The organism is Pseudomonas sp. NLJ1 (genome assembly GCF_049486705.1).
Taxonomy (GTDB): Bacteria; Pseudomonadota; Gammaproteobacteria; order Pseudomonadales; family Pseudomonadaceae; genus Aquipseudomonas; species Aquipseudomonas inefficax.
The window spans coordinates 4,313,458-4,339,819 of record NZ_CP137735.1 but is presented as its reverse complement, the minus strand read 5'-3'; the positions used below and the strand labels follow the sequence as shown (position 1 = coordinate 4,339,819).

Annotated in this window: 16 protein-coding genes, 5 tRNA genes and 1 pseudogene; 9 read left to right on the top strand and 13 right to left on the bottom strand. The window is 60.8% G+C overall.

What is annotated here, in order from left to right:
• Window positions 1-18 precede the first annotated feature (18 nt).
• The gene (locus R9B85_RS19710; RefSeq protein WP_207880053.1) at window positions 19-1,785 is read right to left on the bottom strand and encodes a hypothetical protein; all 1,767 of its coding nucleotides are present in this window, start codon (window positions 1,783-1,785) and stop codon (window positions 19-21) included.
• Between the two features lie 266 nt (window positions 1,786-2,051).
• On the opposite strand from R9B85_RS19710, the gene R9B85_RS19705 reads away from it, so the two are divergent.
• The 4 genes from R9B85_RS19705 to R9B85_RS19690 all read left to right on the top strand — a co-directional run bounded on the left by R9B85_RS19705 (window position 2,052) and on the right by R9B85_RS19690 (window position 12,271).
• The gene (locus tag R9B85_RS19705; RefSeq protein WP_423770484.1) at window positions 2,052-3,257 is read left to right on the top strand and encodes a hypothetical protein; all 1,206 of its coding nucleotides are present in this window, start codon (window positions 2,052-2,054) and stop codon (window positions 3,255-3,257) included.
• 45 nt (window positions 3,258-3,302) lie between these two features.
• Complete coding sequence (locus tag R9B85_RS19700) at window positions 3,303-8,414, top strand: RHS repeat-associated core domain-containing protein (protein ID WP_423770483.1); 5,112 nt, start codon at window positions 3,303-3,305, stop codon at window positions 8,412-8,414.
• A gap of 237 nt (window positions 8,415-8,651) precedes the next feature.
• On the top strand, window positions 8,652-11,159 hold the full coding sequence (locus R9B85_RS19695; RefSeq protein ID WP_207879913.1) for a fimbria/pilus outer membrane usher protein: 2,508 nt from the start codon (window positions 8,652-8,654) through the stop codon (window positions 11,157-11,159).
• Window positions 11,160-11,188: 29 nt separating this feature from the next.
• Window positions 11,189-12,271 (top strand): fimbrial protein, encoded by a 1,083-nt coding sequence (locus R9B85_RS19690; RefSeq protein ID WP_112251867.1) that lies wholly within the window; start codon window positions 11,189-11,191, stop codon window positions 12,269-12,271.
• Window positions 12,272-12,373: 102 nt separating this feature from the next.
• Here R9B85_RS19690 and R9B85_RS19685 read toward each other — a convergent pair.
• From R9B85_RS19685 to R9B85_RS19665, 5 genes are all read right to left on the bottom strand, one after another.
• Window positions 12,374-12,449, bottom strand: a tRNA-Gly gene (locus tag R9B85_RS19685).
• A gap of 85 nt (window positions 12,450-12,534) precedes the next feature.
• A tRNA-Gly gene (locus R9B85_RS19680) sits at window positions 12,535-12,610 on the bottom strand.
• A gap of 3 nt (window positions 12,611-12,613) precedes the next feature.
• Window positions 12,614-12,689 (bottom strand) — tRNA-Glu (locus tag R9B85_RS19675).
• A 91-nt stretch (window positions 12,690-12,780) separates the two neighbouring features.
• A tRNA-Gly gene (locus R9B85_RS19670) sits at window positions 12,781-12,856 on the bottom strand.
• Between the two features lie 4 nt (window positions 12,857-12,860).
• A tRNA-Glu gene (locus tag R9B85_RS19665) sits at window positions 12,861-12,936 on the bottom strand.
• 377 nt (window positions 12,937-13,313) lie between these two features.
• Here R9B85_RS19665 and R9B85_RS19660 point away from each other — a divergent pair.
• A complete protein-coding gene (locus R9B85_RS19660; RefSeq protein WP_207879915.1) occupies window positions 13,314-14,081 on the top strand; it encodes a hypothetical protein in 768 nt (255 codons plus the stop codon).
• A gap of 126 nt (window positions 14,082-14,207) precedes the next feature.
• Here R9B85_RS19660 and R9B85_RS19655 read toward each other — a convergent pair whose 3' ends face one another.
• Together R9B85_RS19655 and R9B85_RS19650 are read right to left on the bottom strand one after the other, a co-directional pair.
• Window positions 14,208-14,690, bottom strand: coding sequence for a GAF domain-containing protein (locus R9B85_RS19655; protein ID WP_003260813.1), 483 nt, complete (start codon window positions 14,688-14,690; stop codon window positions 14,208-14,210).
• The gene (locus tag R9B85_RS19650; RefSeq protein WP_252379064.1) at window positions 14,691-15,578 is read right to left on the bottom strand and encodes an ATP-binding protein; all 888 of its coding nucleotides are present in this window, start codon (window positions 15,576-15,578) and stop codon (window positions 14,691-14,693) included.
• Between the two features lie 202 nt (window positions 15,579-15,780).
• Here R9B85_RS19650 and R9B85_RS19645 point away from each other — a divergent pair, with 202 nt between their 5' ends.
• On the top strand, window positions 15,781-18,138 hold the full coding sequence (locus R9B85_RS19645; RefSeq protein ID WP_112251864.1) for a hybrid sensor histidine kinase/response regulator: 2,358 nt from the start codon (window positions 15,781-15,783) through the stop codon (window positions 18,136-18,138).
• Here R9B85_RS19645 and R9B85_RS19640 read toward each other — a convergent pair.
• Both R9B85_RS19640 and msrB read right to left on the bottom strand, forming a co-directional pair.
• Complete coding sequence (locus tag R9B85_RS19640) at window positions 18,128-18,616, bottom strand: glutathione peroxidase (protein WP_112251863.1); 489 nt, start codon at window positions 18,614-18,616, stop codon at window positions 18,128-18,130. The two genes, R9B85_RS19645 and R9B85_RS19640, sit on opposite strands and share 11 nt — an antisense overlap.
• Window positions 18,617-18,629: 13 nt before the next feature.
• On the bottom strand, window positions 18,630-19,025 hold the full coding sequence (gene msrB, locus R9B85_RS19635; protein WP_112251862.1) for a peptide-methionine (R)-S-oxide reductase MsrB: 396 nt from the start codon (window positions 19,023-19,025) through the stop codon (window positions 18,630-18,632).
• Between the two features lie 167 nt (window positions 19,026-19,192).
• Between msrB and R9B85_RS19630 the strand changes: the two genes are divergently transcribed.
• Window positions 19,193-20,404, top strand: coding sequence for a pyridoxal phosphate-dependent aminotransferase (locus R9B85_RS19630; RefSeq protein WP_112251861.1), 1,212 nt, complete (start codon window positions 19,193-19,195; stop codon window positions 20,402-20,404).
• A gap of 293 nt (window positions 20,405-20,697) precedes the next feature.
• Window positions 20,698-21,585 carry a protease HtpX gene (gene htpX, locus R9B85_RS19625; protein WP_112251860.1) on the top strand — a complete coding sequence of 296 codons (888 nt, stop codon included), beginning with the start codon at window positions 20,698-20,700 and terminating at the stop codon, window positions 21,583-21,585.
• Window positions 21,586-21,753: 168 nt separating this feature from the next.
• Here the strand turns inward: htpX and R9B85_RS19620 are convergent, their stop codons facing one another.
• On the bottom strand, window positions 21,754-22,404 hold the full coding sequence (locus R9B85_RS19620; protein WP_112251859.1) for a thiopurine S-methyltransferase: 651 nt from the start codon (window positions 22,402-22,404) through the stop codon (window positions 21,754-21,756).
• 101 nt (window positions 22,405-22,505) lie between these two features.
• On the opposite strand from R9B85_RS19620, the gene R9B85_RS19615 reads away from it, so the two are divergent.
• Window positions 22,506-23,273 (top strand): DODA-type extradiol aromatic ring-opening family dioxygenase, encoded by a 768-nt coding sequence (locus R9B85_RS19615; protein ID WP_423770482.1) that lies wholly within the window; start codon window positions 22,506-22,508, stop codon window positions 23,271-23,273.
• A gap of 151 nt (window positions 23,274-23,424) precedes the next feature.
• On the opposite strand, the pseudogene R9B85_RS19610 reads toward R9B85_RS19615, so the two are convergent.
• Together R9B85_RS19610 and R9B85_RS19605 are read right to left on the bottom strand one after the other, a co-directional pair.
• Window positions 23,425-25,138: pseudogene (locus tag R9B85_RS19610) on the bottom strand (DEAD/DEAH box helicase).
• Window positions 25,139-25,516: 378 nt separating this feature from the next.
• Entirely contained in the window at window positions 25,517-26,272 is a 756-nt protein-coding gene (locus R9B85_RS19605) for a spermidine synthase (RefSeq protein WP_112251856.1), read from the bottom strand.
• Between the last annotated feature and the right edge of the window lie 90 nt (window positions 26,273-26,362).

The window sequence follows — 26,362 nt, the reverse complement described above, 5'->3', positions numbered from 1 at the left end:
GCACTGAGCGGTCGCCACTCATTCGAGAATCTGGAAATCCAGCGATGGGAACAATGTTTCGGATACATCATCAAATCGTACGCTCACATTTACGTATAACAGTTGACCCACCTTCAGCTTTTTCAATTCAACCAGCGGCAGCGGTAGGGTAAACTCTATGTTCTCAATCTCTTCACTGCTTACCGGTCGCCCCGCACGCAGGTCAAGTGCATAAGCCGATCCATCTTCTTTAACCCCTACCAGTGCAATAGTCAGCGGTTGCCCTTCGGCTATGAACGTCCATCGCCGTAGCACCAACGTGGCATCCTTCTCGCCCAGAGACTTGATCGAAAGCCCCCCCGGCTTCACTTCTTCACATCTAATCAGCGGATAACTTGTTCGCGGCAACGGTTGTATACGCAACTCCAAGGCTGGAGAGTCCGAAGTACCGTCAACGCGATATCTCACCGGGAAGCGCTTGCTCGTGTCAGCGGCGTCGCGCCCCATGTTGGCACCCAAGGCAGTTGGTGGTACCCGAAATCGGCGAGGCTTGTCAGGTTCATGCTCAAGGACAATGCACTTTCCACGTACCGGATCACCGTCAGCATTCACACTGAGTTTCTCGCCTGGACGCAACTCAAACTCTTCCGGCACGTCGACAAACATCCCGAGCGTCACGTTAGCGGCTGGGATAACAGCACCGTCAGTTTCTGCTGCCGCACCCACCACATTAGGAAGTACCCATTTACGGGGTTTTTCCACCATCAACTGCAGTCGCTGGGATGTCACGCCGCGGCCTTTGCGGGCGATCTGATAAAAGAGGTTTACCTCAAGGTCAACACTGGCACGCAGCGAATCGGGCGGTATCACAAATTGCATCTCACTGCCTTCAACACTGCTGGCATCCAAGTGAATGCTCTGCACCTGAGTGCTATCGGCTTCGCCACTCCACCAGTACAACAGCGCGACATCTCCAGCCTTCACACCCGGTGCTTGCCGAATGCGAACGGTCAGACCTTGTGGAAAACGCCCAGGATCGAGTGGGCCACCGGCGTATCTGTCGATCGTTGGTGGGTCAAGTAGTGCCTCATCGTCCTTCCGGGCAGAGTAGTTATCACGTATCTCGAAATCTTGAGCCGAAGATCTCAATTCAACGGCTTGCCCCTCCAGCTTCAGCAGGTAGTAAAATTGCGCACGACCGCCAACGCGAAACTTATTCTTCGGCACCCTGAAACGCAGAACTTTTCCTACATCTTCCTTTTCCAAGACATACGTATATTTCGTCGGTACTGGCGGTATGAGATCATCGTCTTCGTCGCGGATTTCTGCACACAACGTTACGGTATCGCCCTCGCCCATGGTCTGATAGGGTGCGACCCAGATATTGGCACCACTACCATCCAGTTCGCTTACCGCAATAACTCGATTATGCGATTCAAGAATGAGTGGCACTGAGAGCGCCTGCTCAACGGATGGAAGCAAACCAATGTTGCAAAAAACCCGGAAGGACTCATTCTGCTCAGCGTCATTAATGTAATAAGAATAGTAGGCCGTCCCACCCAGCGCCTCGCTCAGAATGCGATTGCTGATCTTGATTAACTGCCCCTGCGGGTCAGGATCTCTGACCGGTATGATCTGCTCAATATCGTCAAATGGTTCCCCCGCAGGGCTGGCCCCCACCCATCTCACGTGGATTTCATCGCCATCCTTCATGCCGTCATACTTTATATAAGTATCAAGATCCTCCCCCCCCAGCCCCACGACATCCACTTCATGGTCGGCCGTCAAGCCGGGAATATTAGGCATTGGGAGCCGTTCTGCTCTCACAGGCCTACTGTTCGTCGTTTTCATTGCAACGCCCTGAGCGATAGTGATTTCGCCTGATTATTCAAGGCTTCCACTGGTTTGCCTACTGTCAGAAATGCTAGGTCAGCCACCTAGCAAAACTGTCAGGTGCCCACACCCTCTACATTCGTTAACCTTGCATCAGGCGCCCTTATCACCTGCAAGTACGTTATTTATATGCTGCGGCCCCTAGGGCACGCGCTTATCTATCAAAGGAGCACAACCCCATGGCATTCGGAATAAAAAATCCCTCACGGCACCTGCGCTGCGGGCTGTTATTTTCCTCCGTCTTCATCGTTTCAATGGGCATATTGACCCATACCAGCTCCGCCCTGGCTGCGGGGGAGGGAACAATTACGCTCAGAGGTAAAACAGGTGATGTGCTAGACCCAGAAAATGACAGCCGCGGTTCGTGTCAACTTTCTATTCCCAGTGTCGCCGCGGGGCGCACGATCCGATACCAGATCAATAGCCCCGCCTCCCCTTGCTACACGCTTCGAGTTGACACAATAGAAATCGAGAAGGCGCCTTCTGCAGTAAGCATCTTGTTAACCGATGATTATCACTGCTCGACCGAATTGGGCAGCGAACATCATGCTCGTCGCGACCCGGAGAGCAATAAAAATTTCTCCATCGAACTTAAAACAACGCTTGCTGGTTCAACGCTCGTCTCGGAAAGTCTCAGCGGACTCATGGCCTATAAAGGTAAGTTCGTCACCAACATGGACAACATGAACAATCGCAGCAAGGGTTTCAGAGTCGAGAACGCTTCCGCCACGGCCAATGATCGAATCAGCTACAACCTTTCCTGCGTGCAGGTCACCGTTTCAGAAGGCCCTAGCACCCCTGAAACGGTCGATGTCAAATTTACTACACCCTCAGACTGGATCGACGCCGGCAAAGAAAGCGAAAGCGAAGACTTCGATTGCCCTGAAGGCACCGTAATGGTGGGGCGCCAGCATCTGGGTAATGAGAATGCAAAAACTTATTACAAGTGCGCCAAACTTGGCAGCGATATAGTACAAGAAAAATCCACATGGACCGTCAAGTTCCCGGAATGTGGCTACCGACTAAAAGAGGACGACGACGACGATTTCACAACCTGCACCGACGCCTTGAATTACGACAAGAATAAACAAGAATATATTTATGCCTCCTGCAACCCAGATGAAGTCATGGTCGGGCGCTTCCATGAAGGCGATGAAAATCAATTATCGCAAATTCAATGCAGCAAACTTTACCAAGACAGCAATAAACCAGAAAACCGGTTACAGGTAATACCCTCCAGATGGCAGGGCCCCGTGGCGGAAAGCGAAAGCGATTACACCTGCCCTGACAACCAGGTACTGATTGGTAGAGCTCACCGGTCAGACGAAAATGGCTATACCCAGTGGCAATGCGCGAGCCTGAAAGCTCCTAAGTCTGCCAATTAAGCCAATTAAGCCAATTAAGCCAATCGGTATACACAGGAGCCTATCATGACGCTTTCAGCGGCCCACTCCAACGCGTACAACAACCTCAGTTTTGTGAATCACAGCGTCGACCCACGCACCGGCCAGTACACTCTTGGCATTGACCTGATGGCAGTGGTCGGCAACTACCTGATCGGCCCCAACTTGCCCTTGCGTCTGGCCTTCAACGCCCTGACGCCAGAAGACACCGGCTTTGGCAAGGGCTGGACCCTCAACCTCAGCCGCTACACCCCCACCACCAGCTCGCTGCAGGTACACACCGGCGAACAATTCCATGTCGATGGCGGTGGCGCCGAACCGAAAATCAGCGAGCAGAAGCTCAAGAGCTTCCGCTTCCTGGACGATGGCAACGGCGAGTACAGGATCGTGCACCGCACGGGCATGGTGGAACAGCTGAAAGTCATCCGCTCGGGCGGGCTCGATATTGCCGTGCCTCATCGGGTCTATGCGCCATCGGGCCGCTGGATCGAGCTGAGCCATGAAGGCCGGTTCGGCGAACATCGCTGCCTGTCCAGCATCGTCGACCGTAGCGGCCTGAAGCTGCTGTCCGTCACCTATGAGAACAACCTGATCACCTACCATCTGCACCCAGATTTCGGCGAAACCCGTTACGAGGTAGCGCTCAAGGACCGTCGGGTAGAGCGCGTGACCCTGCCGAGCCATGATCGTGGTAGCTGGCGGTTCAAATATGAGAACAGCGCCACGACGCAGAACATGACCTGCCTGACCCGGGTCGAGACGCCGCTGGGCAGCATCGAGACGATCACCTACGACGATGCCGGTCACCAGCTCCTCGCCGGCGCCCCAGTGGCCCGCATCCCACGGGTCAAAACCCACACGGTCGATCCTCTTGCCAATCAGCCGGCCTTGACTACCACCTACAGCTACCCCAACGACCGCAACTTCCTGGGCTTTGGCAGCGGGCTGAACTGGGAAAAGGACAAGGACAACCTGTACCGGGCAAGCAGCGATTACTTCTATGAAGTCCACGTCAGCGAGGCCAGCGAAGGCAAAGAGTTGCGCAAGGCCAGCTACCGCTATAACCGCCATCACCTGCTGACCCTGCAAACCACCGCGCAGTACGGCGATGTCATCGAAGATGTGACGGAAGATGCGCGCAAGCAGGACTGGCATATCCAGGAAACCGAGACGGTTTACCACGAAATCCCGAACGTCGGTTTCGAGTATCAGCTGAACAACTTCCAGCAGCCCTACACCGTGACCCAGCGCTGGCGGCTGGAAAGCGACAGCACCGCCCTGCGTGAAGAAGTCACCACCACCGAGTACGATCCCGAACATGGCAACCTGATCCTTGAAGAACAGCCCAACGGCATCGTCACCACCTACGCCTACTACGACAAGGACGGTGAGGACGGTTGCCCACGGGACCCGCAAGGGTTCCAGCGCAGCCTCAAGTCGACCACCACCACGCCTAGCAAAAAGCCGGGACTGGAAAGCACTGCCCCGGTACTGATCGAGCGATACACCTATACGTTGTACAATGCGCTGCCCGACGCGACACGCCCTCATGGCGTTACCGATCAATGGCTTGTGCTGACACAACAGACGTTGCATGAACAGATCAGCGAGGGTGAACGCCTGCTGTACACCCTCAACAAGGACATCTACAAGGACGAGAATTCGCCCTACCTGTATGGTCGCCAGGCCTACGAAGAACAAACGTTTTACCCAATCGACGCACCTGCGGGCACCTTGCGCAACCTGCTAAAGCAGATGACCACGCGCACGGATTGGACCTACCTGCCACGCGATGCAAGGAAGCCGTACGCCGATTACGGCGTCACTGAGACAATCAAAGGTTTCGAGCTTAACGAACGTAAAGTTACACGTTACCTGTCTGCTGTGTCCGGCGCTGTCGTTTCAAGTGAAGACCTGCACGGTACACAGACAATCTATGAATATGACGACCTGAACCGCCAGACGCAGGCAATCGTGTCACCTACGGGTAACAAGGCAGTGCGCAGTTTTAGCTACCAGTTGGCAAGATCTGCCGGCGAACGTTTGACTCAGACCACCGAGGATGCCAAGGGGGTGGTCATTCGCACGGTGTTCAATGGCGCCAACCAGGTCGTGGAACAATGGCGCGAAATCAGCGACCCGCAGGACCCGACCCTGCGCCTACCCGAGATGCAAACCTACCTGGCCAGGTACAACGGCCTGGGCCAACTGGTCGAGGAAACCTCCTTCGACCATGGTGATGGGTTTGAAGGCCAGCAATTGTCCATGACCACCCTGTTCAGTTATGGTCCCTGGGGCGAGCTGACCAAGACCACATATCCTGACAAGACTTGCCTGCACAGTGCCTATCGCCCATTGAGCAAGGTCAATGACGAGGAACGTTACCTTTACGACTTCACCGCCACCTGGGAGACCAACCCAGACACCCCCGATGTACGGTTCAATCACCAGGTCCACAAAGGAAACCTGTTCAACAAACCCATACAGGTGAAGAACCTGGGGCCAGCCAATGAAACGCTCGATCGCTATGACTACTACTATGACGGCAGTGGCCGCTGCACTCGCGAGGAGAGCCGGGTACGTGAACCTGACAGCAAGGCCGAGTTGCTGCGCATCACACGCTTTGAATATGACGCCTATAACCGTGTAACCAAAACCATACGGCCGAACCAGACTGCACTCAGTCGCAAATTTGCCGCCCATTCCGCCGAAGAGTTGGTCGAGCAACTGCGCCTGCACGCCGCAGGTGACAAAGAAGGCACAGTAGTGTCCCTGCGTGAATACGACGACCTCAGCCGCCTGAAAAGCCGGGTGGCAGGGCCGCGCACTGAGAAGTACACCTATGGCGAAAAAAATGACCAGATGGTCCCTTCCCGGCGCACGAGCAAACTGCGGACGTTCGACTACGAGTACTTGTTGGACCTGACCACTACGCCAAGCGCCATCACTGCGGGTGGGAAGCGCAGCGTATTCACCTTCGACCCCACCAGTGCCGCACTCAACAACGCCGATAACGATCAAGGCAAACGCAAATACGTTTACACAGACCAAGGCTACCTGCTTCACGAGGAATGGACCGACACTCAGACACCGGACACCTACCATCGTGATTACCGTGATTCGCTGCAAGGCCGCACCTTCGCACTGGACGACAGTAATGGCATGTCGACCCACCACGGCTATGACGCTCATGGACGCCTGATATGGACCACCCAGGGCCGACTGCGCGCCGATTTCACTTACGACAACAATGGCCGCCTGCAATTTACCCGTACGCGCGACCTTGACAGCGACTACACCCTGCAGTGCGAGCAACAGTATGACAGCCGCGGCCGGGAAGAAACCCGCATCCTGACGCTGTTCAAGGGTGAAACGCCCGGCGAACTGAAGATCATCAGGCAACGCTGGCGCGACGACGGCATGCTGCACAGCAGGTCTCTTTGGCGTGGGGACCAGCAGTTGCTGCAGGAGATCTTCAGCTATGATCCCCTCGACCGGCTCATCGGTTATGTCTGCGAAAGCGAAACGGGTGACTACCCGCGCAATGCCAAAGGCCGCCCGATCAAGGAACAGTCCTATGTATTCGACGACCTCGACAACCTGATTTACAACCGTACCGACTTCGCTGACGGCGAGGTGGACAAGGCTTACTTCAACTGCGAAGGGTTCCAGTTGAAGAACGCCACCCACACCCATGCCGACTACCTGCCTTCAATGGATTTTGCCTACGACGATGATGGCAACATGCTCAATGATGAGTGGGGGCATAGGCTGCGTTATGACGAATCTGGCCGCTTGCAGGAAGTGCGCAGTCAGGACGACAAGCAGACGCTGCTGACCTACCGCTACGATGGCCATGGCCACCTGATCGGCGTGAAAGCGACCGACGCGGATGAAATACTGCGGCGCTACCAGGGCAACCGACTGGTCTGTACCCAGGCAGGCGCGACTGACCTCTACTACCTGCACGATGGCGAACGCCCACTGGGCCTGCAACACGGCAAAGCCCCTGCCTCGCCGCGCCTGTTCTGGACCGACATGGCGAATAGCGTGATCGCCGAAAGCGCAAAGGGTGACGTGGAGAATGCCCAATACACCGCGTTCGGCGAAACCCCGGAGTCACTTGCTTTGACCGGGCTGCTGGCCTTCAACGGTGAAGCCCGCGAACGGGCCATGGGCTGGTACCTGCTGGGTCGTGGCTATCGGGCCTACAACCCTGGCCTGATGCGCTTCCACAGCCCTGATACGCTTGACCCGGAAGACGTCGGCATCAACCCGTACCTGTACTGCAAGGGCAACCCGGTCATGTGGCGTGACCCTACCGGGCATGCCGCCAGCCCCATGGCGCCTCCCGACCAAGCGGCAAGCATCCGCAAGAAACCGAGCAAGACAAGTGCCTGGATCACGCTTGGCGTAACAGCAGCTTTCGCCCTCCTTGCCGTGGCCTCGTTCGGGGTGTTCGCGGCCGGTGCAGCCAGTGCAGTAGCGGCCGGGATCGCCCTGAGCGCCAAAACTACCGCATGGCTGGTGGCGGGTAGTGTCGGCAGCGCAATGGCGGTTGCCGGCCTGGGTGTTCAGGTTGCAGGGATCCTGGAGGACGATCCGAACAAGGGCAACACGCTGATGGCGATTGGCGGTGCGCTGAGTGCCGTAGGGGGTGCCTTGGCAGGGGCTGCAGGGTTTTATGGCGGGGCAAGCTTGACTCGGGATATTGCAGCTTTCGCTACTAAAAACACTGACCGTTTCGCTCAAATAGGCAATGTGTTCGCGGTGAGGCGGTATGGGCCAGCGTCGCAGCCGAATGGGGGGCAGGGACAACCTGGTCGGGATGGAATCGATGGTCGGGATGGACAGCCTGGTCGGGATGGAACCAATGGTCGGGATGGAACCAATGGTCGGGATGGAACCAATGGTCGGGATGGACAGCCTGGTCGGGATGCCCAGTTCGACTACGAATATGTCAACACCCGAATCAGACGTGAAGTACGTAAGCAAATAGCCAATAGGACGCCCGCAACCATCCCCGAGACCCCCCCAGCAGCCGCTCAAAAATTCCCCAAGGCAAACGAGGCAGCCATGTTTCCAAGTGGCGGTAGACCTCAAATTGATCCCCTCATGTTCATACGTGGGAGCAATTAAAGCACCATGACCAACCACCCTCGCTGCCCGGCGAGGGTGGTTGATTCCTGATGCTGCCCCTCCCCCCTGACATATCGAGATATCGTACAAGCCTCCAGATATCTCCTACATCCCCTCCTCAACCTTCTCCTTAATCTCACGCGCTCACCGCTCATATCCCTCGGCCCTCCCGGCACCGGAGTTGAGCCAACACCTGCGCGCGGTGGCCCGCCACCGAGTAGATAACCGAGATTTCCTATGTGCCCTCTCCCCCAGCGCTGGCGAGGCATCACGCCCTTGCTCGCCCTCGGTGGCAGTTACCTGGCAGCGCCTGCCTGCCTGGCACTGGCCAACGAACCCCCGCTGCAATTCCAATCCGGCTTCCTGCACCAGTCCAGCGGCCACGCCCCCGGCAGCGCCGACCCCGCCCTGCGTGCCCTGGCAAACGAGCAACGCTTGGCCCCCGGGCGATATCACGTGGAGGTCCGCGTCAACCTGGCCCCCGCTGGCGAACACGACATCGAATTCCAGCAACGCCAAGGCCAGCCAACACTGAACCCATGCCTGGCCCCAGGGCTGCTGTTCAGCCTTGGGCTGCGCGAACGCAGCCTGGCTAAACCGGAACTGGCCAAGGCACCGTGCATCGACCTGCCCGCCCTGGTGGAGGGTGCCCAGGTGGAGTTCGATTCGAGCCGCCTGCGCCTCGACCTGTCCATTCCCCAGGCAGCGCTGCAACGCGACAAGGCCGGCACCGTCGCCCCGGACCAGTGGGAGCACGGTATAAATGCTGCATTCGTCAATTACCAAGCCTCGGCCATGCACAGCAGCCAGCGCGACGGGCGCAGCCGCAGCCAACACGACCTGCTGCTCAACAGCGGCCTGAACCTGGCCGGCTGGCGCCTGCGCAGCAGCCAGAGCCTGCGCGAGGATGGCCAAGGGCACCGTCGCTGGCGCCACAGCAATACCTATGCCCAGACCGACCTGCCCGCCACTTGGGGCACATTGACCCTGGGCGAAACCTACAGCGGTGGCGAGGTGTTTCGCAGCCAACCCATCAAAGGCCTGCAACTGGCCTCCGACCTGGGCATGCTGCCAGATACCCTGCAAAGCTATGCCCCGGTAATACGCGGCGTGGCCCAGAGCCGCGCCAAACTCGAGATACTGCAGAACGGCTTCCCCATCTACAGCACCTACGTCGCCGCCGGTCCCTATGAAATCGACGACCTCAGTGTCGGTGGCGGCAGCGGCGAACTGGAAGTGGTGCTGACCGAGGCCGACGGCCAGGTACGCCGCTTCACCCAGCCCTACTCGACCCTGACCAACCTGCTGCGCGATGGCATCTGGCGCTACAACCTCGCGGCCGGGCGCTACAACACCGCCAACGGTGACGAAACACCCCAGCTGCTGCAGGGCACCCTTGCCCGTGGTATCGGCTGGAGCAGCACCCTGTATGGTGGCATGTTGACCAGCGACGACTACAGCGCCAACGCCTTGGGGCTAGGCAAGGACTTTGGCGCGGCCGGCGCATTGTCGTTCGATGTCACCCATGCCCGCAGCGACCTGGGCACAGCACTTGGCCAGGTCAGCGGCAACAGTTACGCTGCCCGTTATGGCAAGGCGTTTCCTACCCGTACACACCTGCGCTTTGCCGGCTATCGCTACTCCACCGAGGGCTTTCGCGACTTTGACGAAGCCGTGGCGCAACGGAACAACGACCAGCACTGGCCAGGCAGCCGCCGCAGCCGCCTGGAAGCATCGATCTACCAGCAACTGGGCCGCAGCAGCTCGCTCAGCTTCAACCTGAGCCAGGATGACTACTGGCAAACCCAGCGCCAGCGCCGTCAATACCAGTTCTACTTCAACACGCATCACAAAGGCATCAACTACAGCCTGTTCGCCTCGCAGTCACTCAACAAGACCCACGACAACGACCGCATTCTCGGCCTCAGTCTGTCCTTCCCTCTGGACTTCGGCCTGGGCAGCAGCGTCACCTTGGACACCCAGCAACAGGCTGGGCGTTTCAGCCAGCGCGCCAGCCTCAGTGGCGGTGCATTGGACAACCGCCTCAATTATCAGGCAGCTCTGGCCAATGATGGCCAGCAGAACAAGAGTGCCGAGCTATCGGCCGGCTACCTGACTCCGCACGTCAACTTTGGTGCCGGCTATTTTGAAGGCAACGACTACCGCAATTTGTCGGTCAACGCCAGCGGCTCCGCGCTGGTGCACGGCGATGGCTTGGTGTTCAGCCCCAGTTTCGGCGAGACCAACGCGCTGATCCATGTACCCGACACCCCCGGCGCCGGCATGGAAAACGCGACAGCTGCGCGCACAAACGCCAAGGGTTATGCCCTTGCACCGCACCTGCAGCCCTATCGGATCAACCGCCTGACACTCACCACCGACCAGCTCGAACCGGATGTGGAAATCGACAACGGCACAGCCCAGGCCATACCGAGACGAGGCGCAATCGTGCAGCGCACGTTCGCCGCACGTCGTGTTGCGCGCCTGGTACTGACCCTGCTGAACACCGAGGGTAAACCATTGCCTTTCGGTACTCAGGTCCAGGATACCCAGGGCAAGACGCTGGCGGTGGTGGGACAAGGCGGCCAAGCGCTGGTGGCTACCGAAGCAACCAGTCAGGTGCTGAAGGTGCGATGGGGCGAGCAACTGGCCGAGCAATGTCAGCTATCGATCAAGCCCGCCAGCATGCGTCAGCAGCAGGGCTTCTACTTTCAAACCCTGACCTGCCCCGCCACTGAAGCCTGATGACTTCTGCCCAACAACGGAACCTATTCATGCGACCTCAACGATACCTGCCAAGCTTGTTTGCCCTGGGCCTGGCCCTTGGCACACAGCTAATCAACCTACCGCAGGCCCACGCCATTCCAGGTTGCACCTGGCAAGGGGCGAGCGGCACGGTCGGCCACAGCGTCAACCTGGGCGAATTCTGGGTGCCCAGGGATGCCGAGCTCGGCACCGTCATCGGCTCCGTCCAGCGCTTGGTTTCAAAGGACCCCTCGAATCGGGAAATCCGCTGCGACAACGACGGCAGCAGCGTACTGACATTCCTCATGCCTGCCACTGTACCGGTGCATGGCAAACCGCTACCGCCCGTTAACGGCTGGGACGTCACCGGTAAAGTACTGGAAACCGGCATTACGGGGGTCGGCCTGTACATCCGCCTCAGGCACCCCTATACCGGGGCCAACAACGGCTTTCGACCCGTCGACGGTCATCCAGCCGTACCCTATGAAGGCCACAATACGGTAAACATCTCGCCATCACCGCTACTGATAAACGACCTGAATGCCGATTACTACCTGATCAAGACTGGCCCCATACCGGCAGGCCGCACTCACTTCAACACACGAGTTGCAACAGGCACCATCACCGACCTCGGTCCGGCGCTTCAGTTGAGCGTGGGAGCAGGCGTGAACCAGGCGCAATGCACGCTCAAAGCCGATGCGGTGAGCGACAACCCGGTTAGCTTGGGCCCCCACGATGCCGCCATCTTCTCCACGCCTGGTGATACTTCGCCGCCGGTCAACTTCCACATCACATTGAGCGACTGCGAGGATGACCCGGCAGGCAGCGTGGCGCGTGCTCACATTCGCCTGGAAGGCGCACTGGGTTCAAGTGTGATCGACCCCAGCCTCGGGTTATTCAGCCTCAATGACAGCTCTCCGGCGCAAGGCATTGCCATCCAGCTACTGCGCAGTGACAGCTCACCCATGACGCTTGAACAAGACGAGCCGGTAACCTGGCTGACGATCGGCGACACACGCCTGGATTTCAAGGCACGTTACTACCAGAATGGCCCAACGGTTACGGCAGGGCCCGCCAGCGGGGCACTGAAGTTCACCATCAGCTATCGCTGATGCCCTATGCCAGGGGCGCAGGACGCGCCCACTGGGGGGCTTGCGAAATTTAAACATGTAACGCAAAAAGGGACCTTAGGGTCCCTTTTTGCGTTACATGTTTGGAGCGGGAAACGAGACTCGAACTCGCGACCCCGACCTTGGCAAGGTCGTGCTCTACCAACTGAGCTATTCCCGCATTTTGAAGCTTTACCACTATCGGCGTGAAGCGCCTTGAAGACCTTCACCACCACTGCACCGCATAGACGCCACAGTATTTAAACTGGAGCGGGAAACGAGACTCGAACTCGCGACCCCGACCTTGGCAAGGTCGTGCTCTACCAACTGAGCTATTCCCGCATTTGGCGTCCCCTAGGGGACTCGAACCCCTGTTACCGCCGTGAAAGGGCGGTGTCCTAGGCCACTAGACGAAGGGGACACACGACACTTTTCAGTGCACCAGGTTTGAACCTCACGATTCAGTCTGGATTTTCTTTTCCTGCCCCGCCGTCAGGCGTTGCCGGAGAAACTGGAGCGGGAAACGAGACTCGAACTCGCGACCCCGACCTTGGCAAGGTCGTGCTCTACCAACTGAGCTATTCCCGCAATTTGGCGTCCCCTAGGGGACTCGAACCCCTGTTACCGCCGTGAAAGGGCGGTGTCCTAGGCCACTAGACGAAGGGGACACGCTGCTGGCATTACTGCCTGCTTTCACTCCCTGCGGCGTTTCGCTGTGTGCTTTACGCTGCAAGTGGCGCGCATTCTATGGATGGTTGGTACAGGCGTCAACCCCTTTGTAGAAATTTATTTAAATCAATGACTTCCGGGTGGGTTGGGGTGCAGTTGCGGGCCGGTGTGCCGATATAGATGGAGGGGTGCCTGTACCGGCCACTTCGCGGCTGAAGCCGTTCCCACAGGTACATCACTGCACTTGAGGCCTGTGATGTACCTGTGGGAGCGGCTTCAGCCGCGAAGTGGCCAGTGCAGGCATGTAGCCGCTGTTCGTCTCCAGGCGAACTCACTACACTCAAGGGTGTAATTCTTCTTCAATGAGGCATTAACGGTGACACCACTTCTGATCACCCTGCTCATCGTGGCGGGCATCGCGTTGCTGATCGTGATCGGCTACCTCAACAATGTGGTCGAGAACGGCAAGCTCGAACGCGCCCGGATGAAGGTCGAGCTGGCCGACCGCCTGCGCCGTTGTGGCGAAATCACCGAGACCTTCCCCGGCCAGTTCATGACCCCGGCGCTGAAGCTGCTGCTGACCCGCCTGGAGCTCAACCTGAACCAGCGTCAACTGGCGATGGACAAGCACAACGCCGGATTCAAGGCGCGTATTGCCGAACTGGAGGCGCTGATTGCCCTAGGCGGGCAGATTCCGGTGAACAACCCGCCCAACCCGATCCAGACCGAGATCAAGGCCAAGGATGTGCGCTTCCTGCTGGAGGCTTTGCACAACCAGGTGACTCGCGCCGCCCAGGAGGGCTTCCTGCCCACGCCCGAGGCCAAGCAATGGGTCAAGGAAATCCGCCATATCCTGGTGCTGCTGCATATCGAGTTCTTCAACAACCTCGGCCAGCAGGCCCTGCAGAAGAACCAGCCAGGCCAGGCGCGCCTGGCTTTCGAACGCGGCGTGCAGTACCTGCGCAAGCAGCCGGAGCCCAAGGTGTATGAAGAGCAGCTGACCTACCTGGAGAAGCTGCTGGCCCGGGCCAATGCCCAGGTGCTGGACCGCATGGCCCCGGCGGAGGATGAGCAGAATGAACTGACCCAGGGGCTCAAGACCGATGAGGAAGAGACCTGGAAGAAGAAAGTGATGTACGACTGATGCTTTAACCTGTACCGGCCTCTTCGCGGCTAAAGCCGCTCCCACAGGGAGCGCATCGCCCCCAAGCTTGATGCCATCCTTGTGGGAGCGGCTTTAGCCGCGAAGGGCCGGTACAGGCAACGACCATCAGCAGTCGGTCAGCTCCAGAAAAATCGCCGCCAACCGCTCCAGCCCTACCTGATCCGCCTCACTGAACCGCCCAAGTTTCGGGCTGTCCAGGTCCAGCACACCAATCAACCTGCCCTCCTTCACCAGCGGGATCACCAGCTCGCTGTTGGACGCACTGTCACAGGCAATGTGCCCAGGGAACGCATGCACATCCTCTACCCGCTGGGTCTGCCGGGTGGCCGCAGCTGCTCCGCACACGCCCTTGCTGAACGGGATCCGCACGCACGCCACCTGACCCTGGAACGGGCCCAGCACCAGTTCTTCGTTGCGATTGAGGTAGAACCCGGCCCAGTTCAGGTCGTCCACCTGGTTATAAAGGAATGCCGAAAACTGCGCGGCATTGGCGATGAAGTCACGCTCGTCGGCAAACAGCGCCTGCACTTGCGCCGCCAGCAGGTTGTAGCCGTCGAGGCCGGCGCCACTGGCATTGAGGTCGATCATTTACTTTTGCTCCAGCAATTGCAGCCCGACCCAGTAGCGGGCGAACTGATAGGCACAACGGCCATTACGGTTACCGCGGCCGGTGGCCCAGCGCACGGCGAGGATGTCGAGTTCTTCGCTGCGCTGCCAGGCCAGGCCGGCAGTTTGCGCGAGCTGGCCGATCCAGTGCTCGACCACGTTCAGGAAATGCTCCTGGGTAAAGGGGTAGAACGACAGCCACAGGCCAAAACGGTCGGACAGGGCAATCTTGTCCTCCACCGCTTCGCTGGGGTGCAGCTCGCCGTCAACGCGCTTCCAGTTTTCGTTGTCGCTCTCCTTCTCCGGCACCAGGTGGCGGCGGTTGGAGGTGGCGTACAACAGCACGTTGTCCGGAGCCTGCTCGAGCGAGCCGTCGAGCACGCTCTTGAGCACCCGGTAGTCGCCCTCCCCGGCTTCGAACGAGAGGTCATCGCAGAACAGGATGAAGCGCTGCGGCAACTTCTGCAGCTGCTCGACCACACGCGGCAGGTCGGCCAGGTGGTCGCGCTCGATTTCGATCAGGCGCAGGCCGGCACCTGCGTGCTCGGCCAGCAGGGCGCGGACCAGCGACGACTTGCCGGTGCCACGCGAGCCCCACAGCAGTGCATGGTTGGCCGGCATGCCGTTGATGAACTGATGGGTGTTGCGGCCGAGCTGGTCACGCTGCTGGTCGACGCCGATCAGGTCGCTGAGGCGGATATCCAGGCTGACCTCCAGCGGCAGCAGGTAGCCGCTGCGGCCATCGCGCTGCCAACGCGCGGCCAGGGTAGTGGCCCAGTCGATGTCCGGGCGCCGGGCCGGCAACAGGGGTTCGAGGCGGGCCAGTACCGATTCGGCGCGGTCCAGGAAAGCAATCAAGCGGGCGTCCATGAAAACTCCTGCAAATTTTTGGATTCTAGGCTGCTGTGCCGGCCTCTTCGCGGGTAAACCCGCTCCCACAGGGCTCGCACCAGGCCTGAGGGCGTTGCAGTACGTGCGGGAGCGGGTTCACCCGCGAAGAGGCCGGCACCAGCAATTGAGCAATCAAGGCTGAATGTGCGACAGACCCACCAGTAGCCGGGGTTGATCGGCTATGCTTGCGCAGCGCAAGGGACGTGAAACCGGCTCGGGACACATGGATATCAAGTTCACCAATCGCCTGTCATACAAGCAAGCCCGGTTGACAGTCCTGGTCGGCTTCATCCTGGGAACATTGCTCAGTCTCATCCAGATCGGCATCGATTATGCCAGCGAAGACGCGTCCATCAACCGTGAAGTGCGTGCCTTGCTGCAAATCAGCCACAACCCGGCCTCGCGCATCGCCTACAACATCGACTCGGAACTGGCCCTGGAGCTGACCCGCGGCCTGCTGCAGTCACCAGCGATCGTCCGTGCGCGGCTGATCGATAACAACGAAACAGTGCTGGCCGACGTCGAACGGCCGCGCCTGGAGGACCGCTACCGGCCGCTCAGCGACTTCCTGTTCGGCGAGCAGCGCCAGTTCAGGGAACGCCTGTACCTGACCCACATGCCCGAGGAATACCTTGGCACCCTGTACCTGGAGGTAGACACCTATGCCTTCGGCAGCCGCTTTCTCGACCGTGCCGGCATCACCCTGCTCAACGGTTTCGCCCGCAGCCTGGTGCTGACCGGCATCCTCCTGGCGCTGTTCTACATGATGCTGACCAAGCCGCTGGTGACGGTGATCGGCGCGCTCAGTGGCAGTGACCCGCGCAAGCCCCGGCAAACCCGCGTGGCCTGCCCGCATGGCCACGAACACGACGAGATCGGCGTACTGGTGAGGGTCGCCAACCAGCAGTTTGTCAGCATGGCCACCGAGATCGAGCAGCGGCGCACCGCAGAAAACCGCCTGACCCAGTACCTCAACGAGCTGGAAGATATCGTCTCGGCACGCACCAACGAACTGAAGGCCAGCAACAGCAGCCTGAGCCTGTCCAACCAGGAGCTGGAAGAAGCCCGCCGCCGGGCGCTGGACATGGCCCAGGCGCGCGCCGCCTTCCTCGCCAACATGAGCCACGAAATCCGTACCCCGCTCAACGGCATGCTCGGCATGATCGCCCTTGCCCTGGACAGCCCGCTGCCCAGCGAGCAACGCCAACAGCTGGCGATTGCCCATGACTCGGGCAAGGTGCTGGTGGAGTTGCTCAACGATATTCTCGACCTGTCCAAGTTCGATGCCGGCCAGCTGGAGCTTGAGCGCATTCCGTTCGACATGGGCTCGATGGTCGAGGACACCGCCAACCTGCTGTCACAGAACACCGCGCAAAGCGTGGAGCTGACCTGCCTGATCGCCCGCGACTTCCCCAGCAGCGTGCTTGGCGACCCCACACGGGTACGGCAGATCGTCAGCAACCTGCTGTCCAATGCCCTCAAGTTCACCCGCTTCGGCCGCGTGGATGTACGGCTGACGACCATTGTCGGCGGTGTGCGCCTGGAAGTGCGCGACACCGGCATCGGCATCCCCGAAGAAGCCCAGGCGCGGATCTTCCAGCCGTTCACCCAGGCAGGTGCCGGCATTACCCGCCAGTACGGCGGTACCGGCCTGGGCCTGGCGCTGACGCGCAACCTGTGCAAGGCCATGCAGGGCCACCTGCATATCAAGTCCGACCCGGGCTTCGGCAGCCGCTTCACCGCCGAGCTACCGCTGCCCGTGCACACCGAGGCCATCCCGCCAGCACCGTTGCACGGGCATGTGGCTGCGCTGAACGCAGCCGGCAGCGGGCTCGATGAACTGTTGCAGGACCTGCTGCCCGCCTGGGGCCTTGCCTACCAGCGCCATGACAGCAGCGCGGGGCTGGACGCCTCGGCCATCGACCTGCTGATCACCGACAGCCTGGACCAACTGTTCGAACTGCGCCCGGCGCTGAAGACACCGATCTTGCTGGTGACTGCCTACGGCAACTTCCTGCCCAGCGAACAGTCGGTCGCCCTCGCCCCCCTGCACCAACTGGCCCGGCCGCTGTCGCGCAACGCCCTGTACCAGACCCTGCGCCGCACCTTGCAGGGCCACGAGCCCGAACACCCGCTGGCCACCCCTGCCATCACCCTGGAGCAAGGCCGCGCGCGCATCCTGCTGGTGGAGGACAACCCGGTGAACCAGCTGGTGGCAAAGGGCATGCTGGCCAAGCTCGGCTGCCAGGTGCAGCTGGCCACCCAGGGCGCCGAGGCCCTGGAGCTACTGGAACAGGACGAGTTCGACCTGGTGCTGATGGACTGCAACATGCCGGTGATGGACGGCTACGAGGCCAGCCGGCGCATCCGCCAGAGCGGCCGCTGGCCCGACCTGCCGATCGTCGCTCTCACCGCCAACGCCATGCCCGAAGAACGCGAGCGCTGCCGGGCAGCGGGCATGAACGACTACCTGGCCAAACCGTTCCGCCGCGAAGAGCTGCTGGCACTGGTCGACCACTGGGTACCCGTCAACGGCTGAGTAGGCGCTCGATGTCGGCTTCCAGGGCCTGCGGCTTGGTGGTGGGAGCGTAGCGCGTTACCTGGCCAGAGGCCGGGTCGACCAGGAACTTGGTGAAGTTCCACTTGATCTTCTGGCTGCCCAGAATGCCCGGGGCGCGCTGCTTGAGCTCGGCGAACAGCGGGTGGCTGCCGGGGCCGTTGACCTCGACCTTGCGAAACAGCGGGAAGCTCACGCCGAAGTTGCGCTCGCAGAACTGGGCAATTTCCCGCGCATCGCCCGGCTCCTGCTTGCCGAACTGGTTGCAGGGGAAGCCCAGCACCACCAGGCCGCGTGCGCGATAGGCCTGCCACAGTTGCTCCAGGCCTTTGTACTGCGGGGTAAAGCCGCACTGGCTGGCGGTATTGACCACCAGCAGCGCCTTGCCGGGGAAGTCGCCGAGCTTCTTGTGCTCGCCGCCCAGGGTCACGCAGGGGATGTCCAGTATCGATCCAGCCATGGTCGGGCTCCGGTCAGTCGCGCGGGCGCAGGTCGATGCACACCGAGTTGATGCAGTAGCGCAGGCCGGTCGGTGGCGGGCCATCGGGGAACACGTGGCCCAGGTGCGCATCGCAGCGGGCACAGGTGACTTCGGTGCGGATCATGCCGTGGGATGTGTCGCGGATCTCGATCATCGCGCTGTCCTCGATGGGCGCGTAGAAGCTCGGCCAGCCGCAGCCGGAATCGAACTTGGTCTGCGCATCGAACAGTGGCAGGCCGCAGCAGATGCAGTGGTAGATGCCGTCGCGGCGCTCGCTATTGTACTTGCCGCTGAACGGCCGCTCGGTGCCTTTGAGGCGGCACACCTGGTACTGCTCGGGGTCGAGCATCGACCGCCATTGTTCCAGGGTTTTCTCGATCTTTTGCATGTAGGGACCTCGGCAGGCTGAATTTCGCTGCGCACCGTCTTTTCCGGGGCGCGGGTGGCACGTATATTAGTTGGCTTCGTGTGCCAGGCGTTCAGTCTGGCACCCGCTTCCTGCCCTTTCAAACCTTTCGGCGGGGCGTAGCGCGTTTTCTCAATCGGGATCCCATCATGCAGTTCAGCAAATCGAACAAGCTCGCCAATGTCTGCTACGACATTCGCGGCCCAGTGCTCAAGCACGCCAAACGCCTGGAGGAGGAAGGCCACCGCATCCTCAAGCTGAACATCGGCAACCCGGCGCCGTTTGGCTTCGAGGCGCCTGACGAAATCCTCCAGGATGTGATCCGCAACCTGCCCACCGCGCAGGGCTACAGCGACTCCAAAGGCCTGTTCAGCGCGCGCAAGGCAGTGATGCAGTACTGCCAGCAAAAAGGCATCGAAGGCGTCACCATCGAGGACATCTACCTCGGCAATGGCGTGTCCGAGCTGATCGTCATGTCGATGCAGGCACTGCTCAACAACGGCGACGAAGTGCTGATCCCGGCTCCCGACTACCCGCTGTGGACCGCCGCCGTGAGCCTGGCCGGCGGCAAACCGGTGCACTACCTGTGCGACGAGCAGGCCGACTGGTTCCCCGACCTTGAGGACATCAAGGCCAAGATCACCCCGAACACCAAGGCCCTGGTGATCATCAACCCGAACAACCCGACCGGCGCGGTGTACTCCAAAGAGCTGCTGCTGGGCATGCTGGAACTGGCCCGCCAGCACAACCTGGTGGTGTTCTCCGACGAGATCTACGACAAGATCCTGTACGACGAAGCCGTGCACATCAGCACCGCCTCGCTGGCCCCCGACCTGCTGTGCCTGACCTTCAACGGCCTGTCCAAGTCGTACCGGGTGGCGGGCTTCCGTTCCGGCTGGCTGATCATCTCCGGGCCCAAGCACCACGCGCAAAGCTACATCGAAGGCATCGACATGCTGGCCAACATGCGCCTGTGCGCCAACGTGCCGGCCCAGCATGCCATCCAGACCGCGCTGGGCGGCTACCAGAGCATCAACGACCTGGTGCTGCCACCGGGCCGCCTGCTGGAGCAGCGCAATCGCACCTACGAGCTGCTGAACGACATCCCGGGCGTGAGCTGCGTGAAGCCGATGGGTGCGCTGTATGCATTCCCGCGGATCGACCCGAAAGTGTGCCCGATCCTCAACGACGAGAAGTTCGCCCTTGACCTGCTGCTGTCGGAGAAGCTGCTGATCGTTCAGGGTACCGCGTTCAACTGGCCGTGGCCGGACCACTTCCGTGTGGTTACCTTGCCGCGGGTGGATGACCTGGAGGCGGCGATTGGCCGGATCGGGAATTTCCTGAAGGGTTATTCGCAGTAAGTGCTGGCCCTGGGGGCGCTTTGCGCCCCTTTCGCGACACAAGGCCGCTCCTACAGGATTACGCGATCAGTTGTAGGAGCGGCCTTGTGTCGCGATGGGCCGCACAGCGGCCCCAACATTCCCACAGGATGTTTCTTACATCCTGCAACGCTCTATCCCACAGCCCCCACGCCATCCTCTGCCATACTCCGCCGTACACAGTTTGAAATAGTCGCCCGATTGAATCGGCACGGCCGGCACCTTATATACCCCGCAGTAAGCGACAATTCATCCGTCAGGAGAACGTAACAACCATGATGCGCATTCTGTTGTTTGTAGCCACCAACCTTGCGGTGGTGCTGGTTGCAAGCATTACCCTGAGCCTGTTCGGTTTCAACGGGTTCATGGCCGCCAACGGGGTCGACCTGAACCTCAGCAGCCTGCTGGTGTTCTGCGCCGTGTTCGGTTTTGCCGGCTCCCTCGTCTCGCTGTTCATCTCCAAGTGGATGGCGAAGATGACCACCGGCACCCAGATCATCAGCCAGCCGCGCACCCGCCACGAGCAGTGGCTGCTGCAAACGGTCGAAGAGCTGTCTCGTGAAGCAGGCATCAAGATGCCTGAAGTGGGTATTTTCCCGGCATACGAGGCCAACGCCTTCGCCACCGGCTGGAACCGCAACGACGCACTGGTCGCTGTGTCCCAGGGCCTGCTGGAGCGTTTCTCGCCCGATGAAGTGCGCGCAGTGCTGGCCCACGAAATCGGCCACGTGGCCAACGGCGACATGGTCACCCTGGCGCTGGTGCAGGGCGTGGTGAACACCTTCGTGATGTTCTTCGCGCGCATCATCGGCAACTTCGTCGACAAGGTGATCTTCAAGAACGAAGAAGGCCAGGGCATTGCCTACTACGTGGCGACCATCGTTGCCGAGCTGATCCTGGGCATTCTGGCCAGCATGATCGTGATGTGGTTCTCGCGCCGCCGCGAATACCGCGCCGACGAAGCCGGCGCACAGCTGGCCGGTACCACGGCGATGATCGGCGCCCTGCAGCGCCTGCGCGTGGAGCAAGGCCTGCCGGTGCACATGCCCGACACCATGAAGGCGTTCGGCATCAATGGTGGCCTGAAGCACGGCCTGGCCGGGCTGCTGATGAGCCACCCGCCGCTGGAAGACCGTATCGAGGCCCTGCGCCGTCGCGGTTGATCCAACTGGTAAGCGGAAAGGGCGACTTCGGTCGCCCTTTTTTGTACACCTGTGCCGGCCTCTTCGCGGGTAAACCCGCTCCCACAGGGATCCCGCAATCTTCAGGCCTGTGGTGTTCCTGTGGGAGCGGGTTCACCCGCGAAAGGGCCGGTACAGGCTACACACTTGTCAGCGGCTGACTCGGTAAACCCGCTCCAGCAAACTCGATACCCCGGCCTGCAAAAACTTCGGGCTCTCCTCAATCACCTCGACAACTTCCAGCTCATCCACCTGCCAGCCGGCAAACCCCTGCCGCAGCTCTTGATCCCCTACCGAAAACGGCGGCCCGCCCAGCAAAGCCTGGTCGTAATCCAGAGTCACCACCACCCCCTGGCAACTCGTCGGCAGCAAACCCGACAACAGCTGCATGTAAGCCCCACGCATCTGCGACGGCAAGGCAATCACCGCAGCCCGGTCATAAAGCCCCGCGCAGTCCCCGATATCCTCTGCCTGCAACGCAAAGATATCCCCACACCAGAGCTCCACGTCACCGCTGCGCCAAACCTCGAAAGCCCCCCGCTGCCCCACCTCGGCCTGTAGCCCATGCTCGCGGAAGAATGCCTCAACCGCACGCCGCGACAGCTCTACGCCCAACACGCGATGCCCCTGCCCGGCCAGCCAGGCCAGGTCAAGGCTCTTGCCGCACAACGGCACCAGCACACGGCTGCCCGGCACCAGGCCAAGCGTTGGCCAATACTTCTGCAGATAAGGGTTCACCTGCGCCTGGTGAAAGCCGATCTGGTTGTCGGCCCACCGCTGCTGCCAGAACGCTGGCTCCATGATCACTCCCGATTTTTAGATGGTTTGTCGGTAAAAGTTGGTTTGGATTTCGATCTGTGGTTGATCGAAGATGATTGCATCTTAACCGCCAGGACCCCGTCATGCTGCCCAGCCTGTTCATTTCCCATGGTTCCCCCATGCTTGCCCTGCAACCCGGCGCCAGCGGGCCGGCGCTGGCACGGCTGGCCAACACCTTGCCCCGGCCGAAAGCGATCTTGGTGGTGTCGGCGCACTGGGAAACCCGCGAACTGCTGGTGACCGGCAGCACACGACCAGAGACCTGGCATGACTTCTATGGCTTCCCACCGGCGTTGTATGCAGTGCAATACCCGGCGCCAGGTGACCCCACCCTTGCCGGCCAGGTCAGTGAACTGCTGCAGTCTGCCGGGCTGCCAGCCCGACTGGACGCGCAGCGGCCATTCGACCATGGCGCCTGGGTACCGCTGTCGCTGATGTACCCGGATGCGAGCATACCGGTAGTGCAGGTTTCACTGCCCAGCCACATGGGGCCGGCGCTGCAGGTCAGGGTGGGCAAGGCGCTGGCGGGGCTGCGTGGCGAGGGTGTGCTGCTGATTGGTTCGGGCAGCATTACCCATAACCTGGGCGAGCTGGACTGGCATGCCGGGCCGGATGTGATCGAGCCTTGGGCGCAGGCGTTTCGGGACTGGGTAGTGGAAAAGCTGCAAGCGGATGATCAGGAAGCGTTGCTGGGTTATCGGCAGCAGGCGCCGTTTGCGGTGCGCAACCATCCCAGTGATGAGCATTTGCTGCCGCTGTTCTTTGCCCTCGGGGCTGGGGGCGAGTTTGCAGTGGTGCACCAAGGGTTTACCTTGGGGGCACTGGGGATGGACATTTATCGGTTCGACTGAAAGGCCTCTTCGCGGGTGAACCCGCTCCCACAGGGTCTCCACAGATTTCAAGGCTTGTGCTGTACCTGTGGGAGCGGGTTTACCCGCGAAAAGGCCGGCACAGGCAAAAAAATCCCCAGCCAAGGCCGGGGATTTTTTCATTGCGCCAGGATCAATCCTCGCGGTAGCGACGCAGCTTCAGCTGCTTGCCAGCCACGCGGGTGTCCTTGAGCTTGGACAGCAGCTTTTCAAGGCCATCTTCCGGCAGCTCGACCAGGCTGAAGCTATCACGCACCTGGATGCGGCCGATGGCGTCACGGGCCAGACCACCTTCGTTGAGGATCGCGCCCAGCAGGTTCTTGGCAGCGATGCCGTCACGGGCACCCAGGGCAGTGCGGCAACGCACACGGCCTTCAGCCAGCGGCAATGGCGCACGGCGCTCGCGGTCACCACGCTCCGGGCGCTCGCCACGCTCACCACGCTCGGTACGCTCACCACGCGGGGCGAAGCTCGGCACCAGTGGCTGCTCACGCTCTACCGCAGCCAGGTCCAGCGCCTGGCCATTGGTGGCCTTGCGCAGCAGGGCCGAAGCCAGAGCGCGGGCACTGCAACCCAGGTCGTTGGTCAGGCGGTCGAACAGGTCGCCGTGGGTGGCTTCTGCTTCGGCTACCAGCGGCGCCAGGCTGTTGGTCAGTTTCTTGATGCGGGCGTCCAGCACGGCCTGGGCATTCGGCAGGCGGGCTTCGGCAACTTTCTGCCCGGTTACGCGCTCGATCACCTGCAGCATGCGGCGCTCACGCGGGGTGACCAGCAGCAGTGCACGGCCTTCGCGACCGGCACGGCCGGTACGGCCGATACGGTGTACGTAGGATTCCGGATCGTACGGCATATCGACGTTGAACACGTGAGTGATACGCGGTACGTCCAGGCCACGGGCAGCGACGTCGGTAGCGACAACGATGTCCAGGCGGCCATCCTTGAGCGAGTCGATCACGCGCTCACGCTGGTTCTGGGCGATGTCGCCGTTCAGCGCGGCAGCCTTGTAACCCTTGGCTTCCAGCGCGGAGGCCAGGTCCAGGGTGGCTTGCTTGGTACGCACGAAGGCGATCAGCGCGTCGAACTCTTCCACTTCCAGCAGACGCAGCACAGCCGGGATCTTCTGGTCGGCGTGGACCATCAGGTGGGCCTGGTCGATCGCGGTAACGGTCTGGGTCTTGCTCTGGATCTTGACGTGCTTGGGCTCGCGCAGGTGGCGTTCGGCGATCGAGCGGATCGACGACGGCAGGGTGGCGGAGAACAGCACGGTCTGGCGGCTGGCCGGGATGGCATCGAAGATCACTTCGAGGTCGTCCATGAAGCCCAGCTTGAGCATCTCGTCGGCTTCGTCCAGTACCAGGTACTGCACGGTCGACAGGACTTTTTCGTCACGACGCAGGTGGTCGCACAGGCGGCCCGGGGTGGCCACGACGATTTGCGCGCCGTTACGGATCGCACGCAGCTGTGGGCCCATCGGGGCACCACCGTAGACGGCGACCACGTTCACGCCCGGCATCTGCTTGGCGTAGGTTTCGAAAGCGGTAGCAACTTGCAGCGCCAACTCACGGGTTGGCGCCAGGATCAGGGCTTGCGGTTCGCGCTTGCTCACATCGATCTTGTTGAGGATCGGCAGGGCGAAGGCAGCGGTCTTGCCGGTGCCAGTCTGCGCCTGGCCGATCATGTCGTGACCGGCGAGGATGATCGGGATCGATTGTTGCTGAATGGCGGACGGCTCTTCGTAGCCGGTCGCCAGAACGGCAGCAACAATATTCGGATTGAGATCGAGAGCGGCGAAGCCGCCGGTTTCCTGGGTCATGGGTCTGCCTCTAGGTGCATCCGCAAAGACCCATGCTCCAAAGCTGCACAAGCCATGAAAGACCGACAGGTCACCCAGGCAGCTTTGGCGGCGGGGATTTGCGAAAACGATTGAAAAAGAAAACGTGGGAAAGTCCGCCTAGCGGACGTGCAGCCGAAGCTGGACTCGGAGGGTTTGCACCACCTGATTTTGCGGTCCGCTAAAAGACCGGCGCGTACTATACCCGAAATAGTGCGGGTACGTGAGGAATATTTTCAGGGTGTCCGGCCAGTATCAGGCCATCAGCAATATGCGGCTGAAACGATTCCAGTCTGCGATACCGCGTCGCCCGCTCCCACAGGTACAGCGTTGCTCTCAGGTCCATGACATCCCTGTGGGAGCGGGTTTACCCGCGAATCAGGCGACGCGGTATTCAGGTAGCCGGCCGAATCTCGCGGATCAGCCCCTCGAGGCTATACCCCAGACGCGGCGCCAGCGCCTCGGCCCGGGCCCTCAGCCCATCCAGGTCCAGCGTCTGCTCCAGGTCCGACGGCACCAGCAGGATCACATTGCCCTCCTTCACCGGCAGCTCCCAGTAATGCCGGTGGTACAACCCGCGCAGCAACGCCGCGCCCAGCGGCTTGCCGTCGTCGGTGGCCCACTGGTTGATCACCAGCCAACCACCCGGGTTCAGCTGCTGCTGGCAGTTCTCCAGGAAGTTCCACGCCAGGTGGCCCACCCCCGGCCCATGGTCGGTGTACAGGTCGACGAACAGCAGGTCGGCCTTCTCGGCCGTGGGCAACAGCTCCAGGGCATCGCCGATGCGTACATACAGCCGCGGGTCGTCGTCCAGGCCCAGATACTCCATGGCCAGGCGCGGTACGTCCGGGCGCAGCTCGATGGCCTCGATATCGTCCAGCGGCAGAAATTTCATGCAGGCCTGGGTCAGCGTGCCGGCACCCAGGCCGAGAAACAGCGCGCTCTCCGGCTGCTCGTGGCACAACGCGCCCACCAGCATGGCACGGGTATAGTCATACTCCAGCCAGCTGGGGTCGGCCGTGAACACGCAGCTCTGCTCGATCGCATCGCCGAACTCCAGAAAGCGGTAGTCGTCGACTTCATACACGCTGATGACGCCAAAGGCGTCCTCCACCCGTGCCAGTAGCCGCTCTTGCCGTTCCGCCGTCATGCTTGCCACCCACCCGCGCAAAAACGCGCATTGTCCGCCAACACCCTCGATGCAACAAGCGCAGCGCCAACTGTTACCATGGCCCATAGC

Excerpts from the sequence above, each read along its gene's own strand:
- R9B85_RS19710 (WP_207880053.1), bottom strand. The coding sequence starts at position 1,785 with ATGCCTAATATTCCCGGCTTGACGGCCGACCATGAAGTGGATGTCGTG.
- R9B85_RS19705 (WP_423770484.1), top strand. The coding sequence starts at position 2,052 with ATGGCATTCGGAATAAAAAATCCCTCACGGCACCTGCGCTGCGGGCTG.
- R9B85_RS19700 (WP_423770483.1), top strand. The coding sequence starts at position 3,303 with ATGACGCTTTCAGCGGCCCACTCCAACGCGTACAACAACCTCAGTTTT.
- R9B85_RS19695 (WP_207879913.1), top strand. The coding sequence starts at position 8,652 with ATGTGCCCTCTCCCCCAGCGCTGGCGAGGCATCACGCCCTTGCTCGCC.
- R9B85_RS19690 (WP_112251867.1), top strand. The coding sequence starts at position 11,189 with ATGCGACCTCAACGATACCTGCCAAGCTTGTTTGCCCTGGGCCTGGCC.
- R9B85_RS19655 (WP_003260813.1), bottom strand. The coding sequence starts at position 14,690 with ATGATCGACCTCAATGCCAGTGGCGCCGGCCTCGACGGCTACAACCTG.
- R9B85_RS19650 (WP_252379064.1), bottom strand. The coding sequence starts at position 15,578 with ATGGACGCCCGCTTGATTGCTTTCCTGGACCGCGCCGAATCGGTACTG.
- R9B85_RS19645 (WP_112251864.1), top strand. The coding sequence starts at position 15,781 with ATGCTTGCGCAGCGCAAGGGACGTGAAACCGGCTCGGGACACATGGAT.
- R9B85_RS19640 (WP_112251863.1), bottom strand. The coding sequence starts at position 18,616 with ATGGCTGGATCGATACTGGACATCCCCTGCGTGACCCTGGGCGGCGAG.
- msrB (WP_112251862.1), bottom strand. The coding sequence starts at position 19,025 with ATGCAAAAGATCGAGAAAACCCTGGAACAATGGCGGTCGATGCTCGAC.
- R9B85_RS19630 (WP_112251861.1), top strand. The coding sequence starts at position 19,193 with ATGCAGTTCAGCAAATCGAACAAGCTCGCCAATGTCTGCTACGACATT.
- htpX (WP_112251860.1), top strand. The coding sequence starts at position 20,698 with ATGATGCGCATTCTGTTGTTTGTAGCCACCAACCTTGCGGTGGTGCTG.
- R9B85_RS19620 (WP_112251859.1), bottom strand. The coding sequence starts at position 22,404 with ATGGAGCCAGCGTTCTGGCAGCAGCGGTGGGCCGACAACCAGATCGGC.
- R9B85_RS19615 (WP_423770482.1), top strand. The coding sequence starts at position 22,506 with ATGCTGCCCAGCCTGTTCATTTCCCATGGTTCCCCCATGCTTGCCCTG.
- R9B85_RS19605 (WP_112251856.1), bottom strand. The coding sequence starts at position 26,272 with ATGACGGCGGAACGGCAAGAGCGGCTACTGGCACGGGTGGAGGACGCC.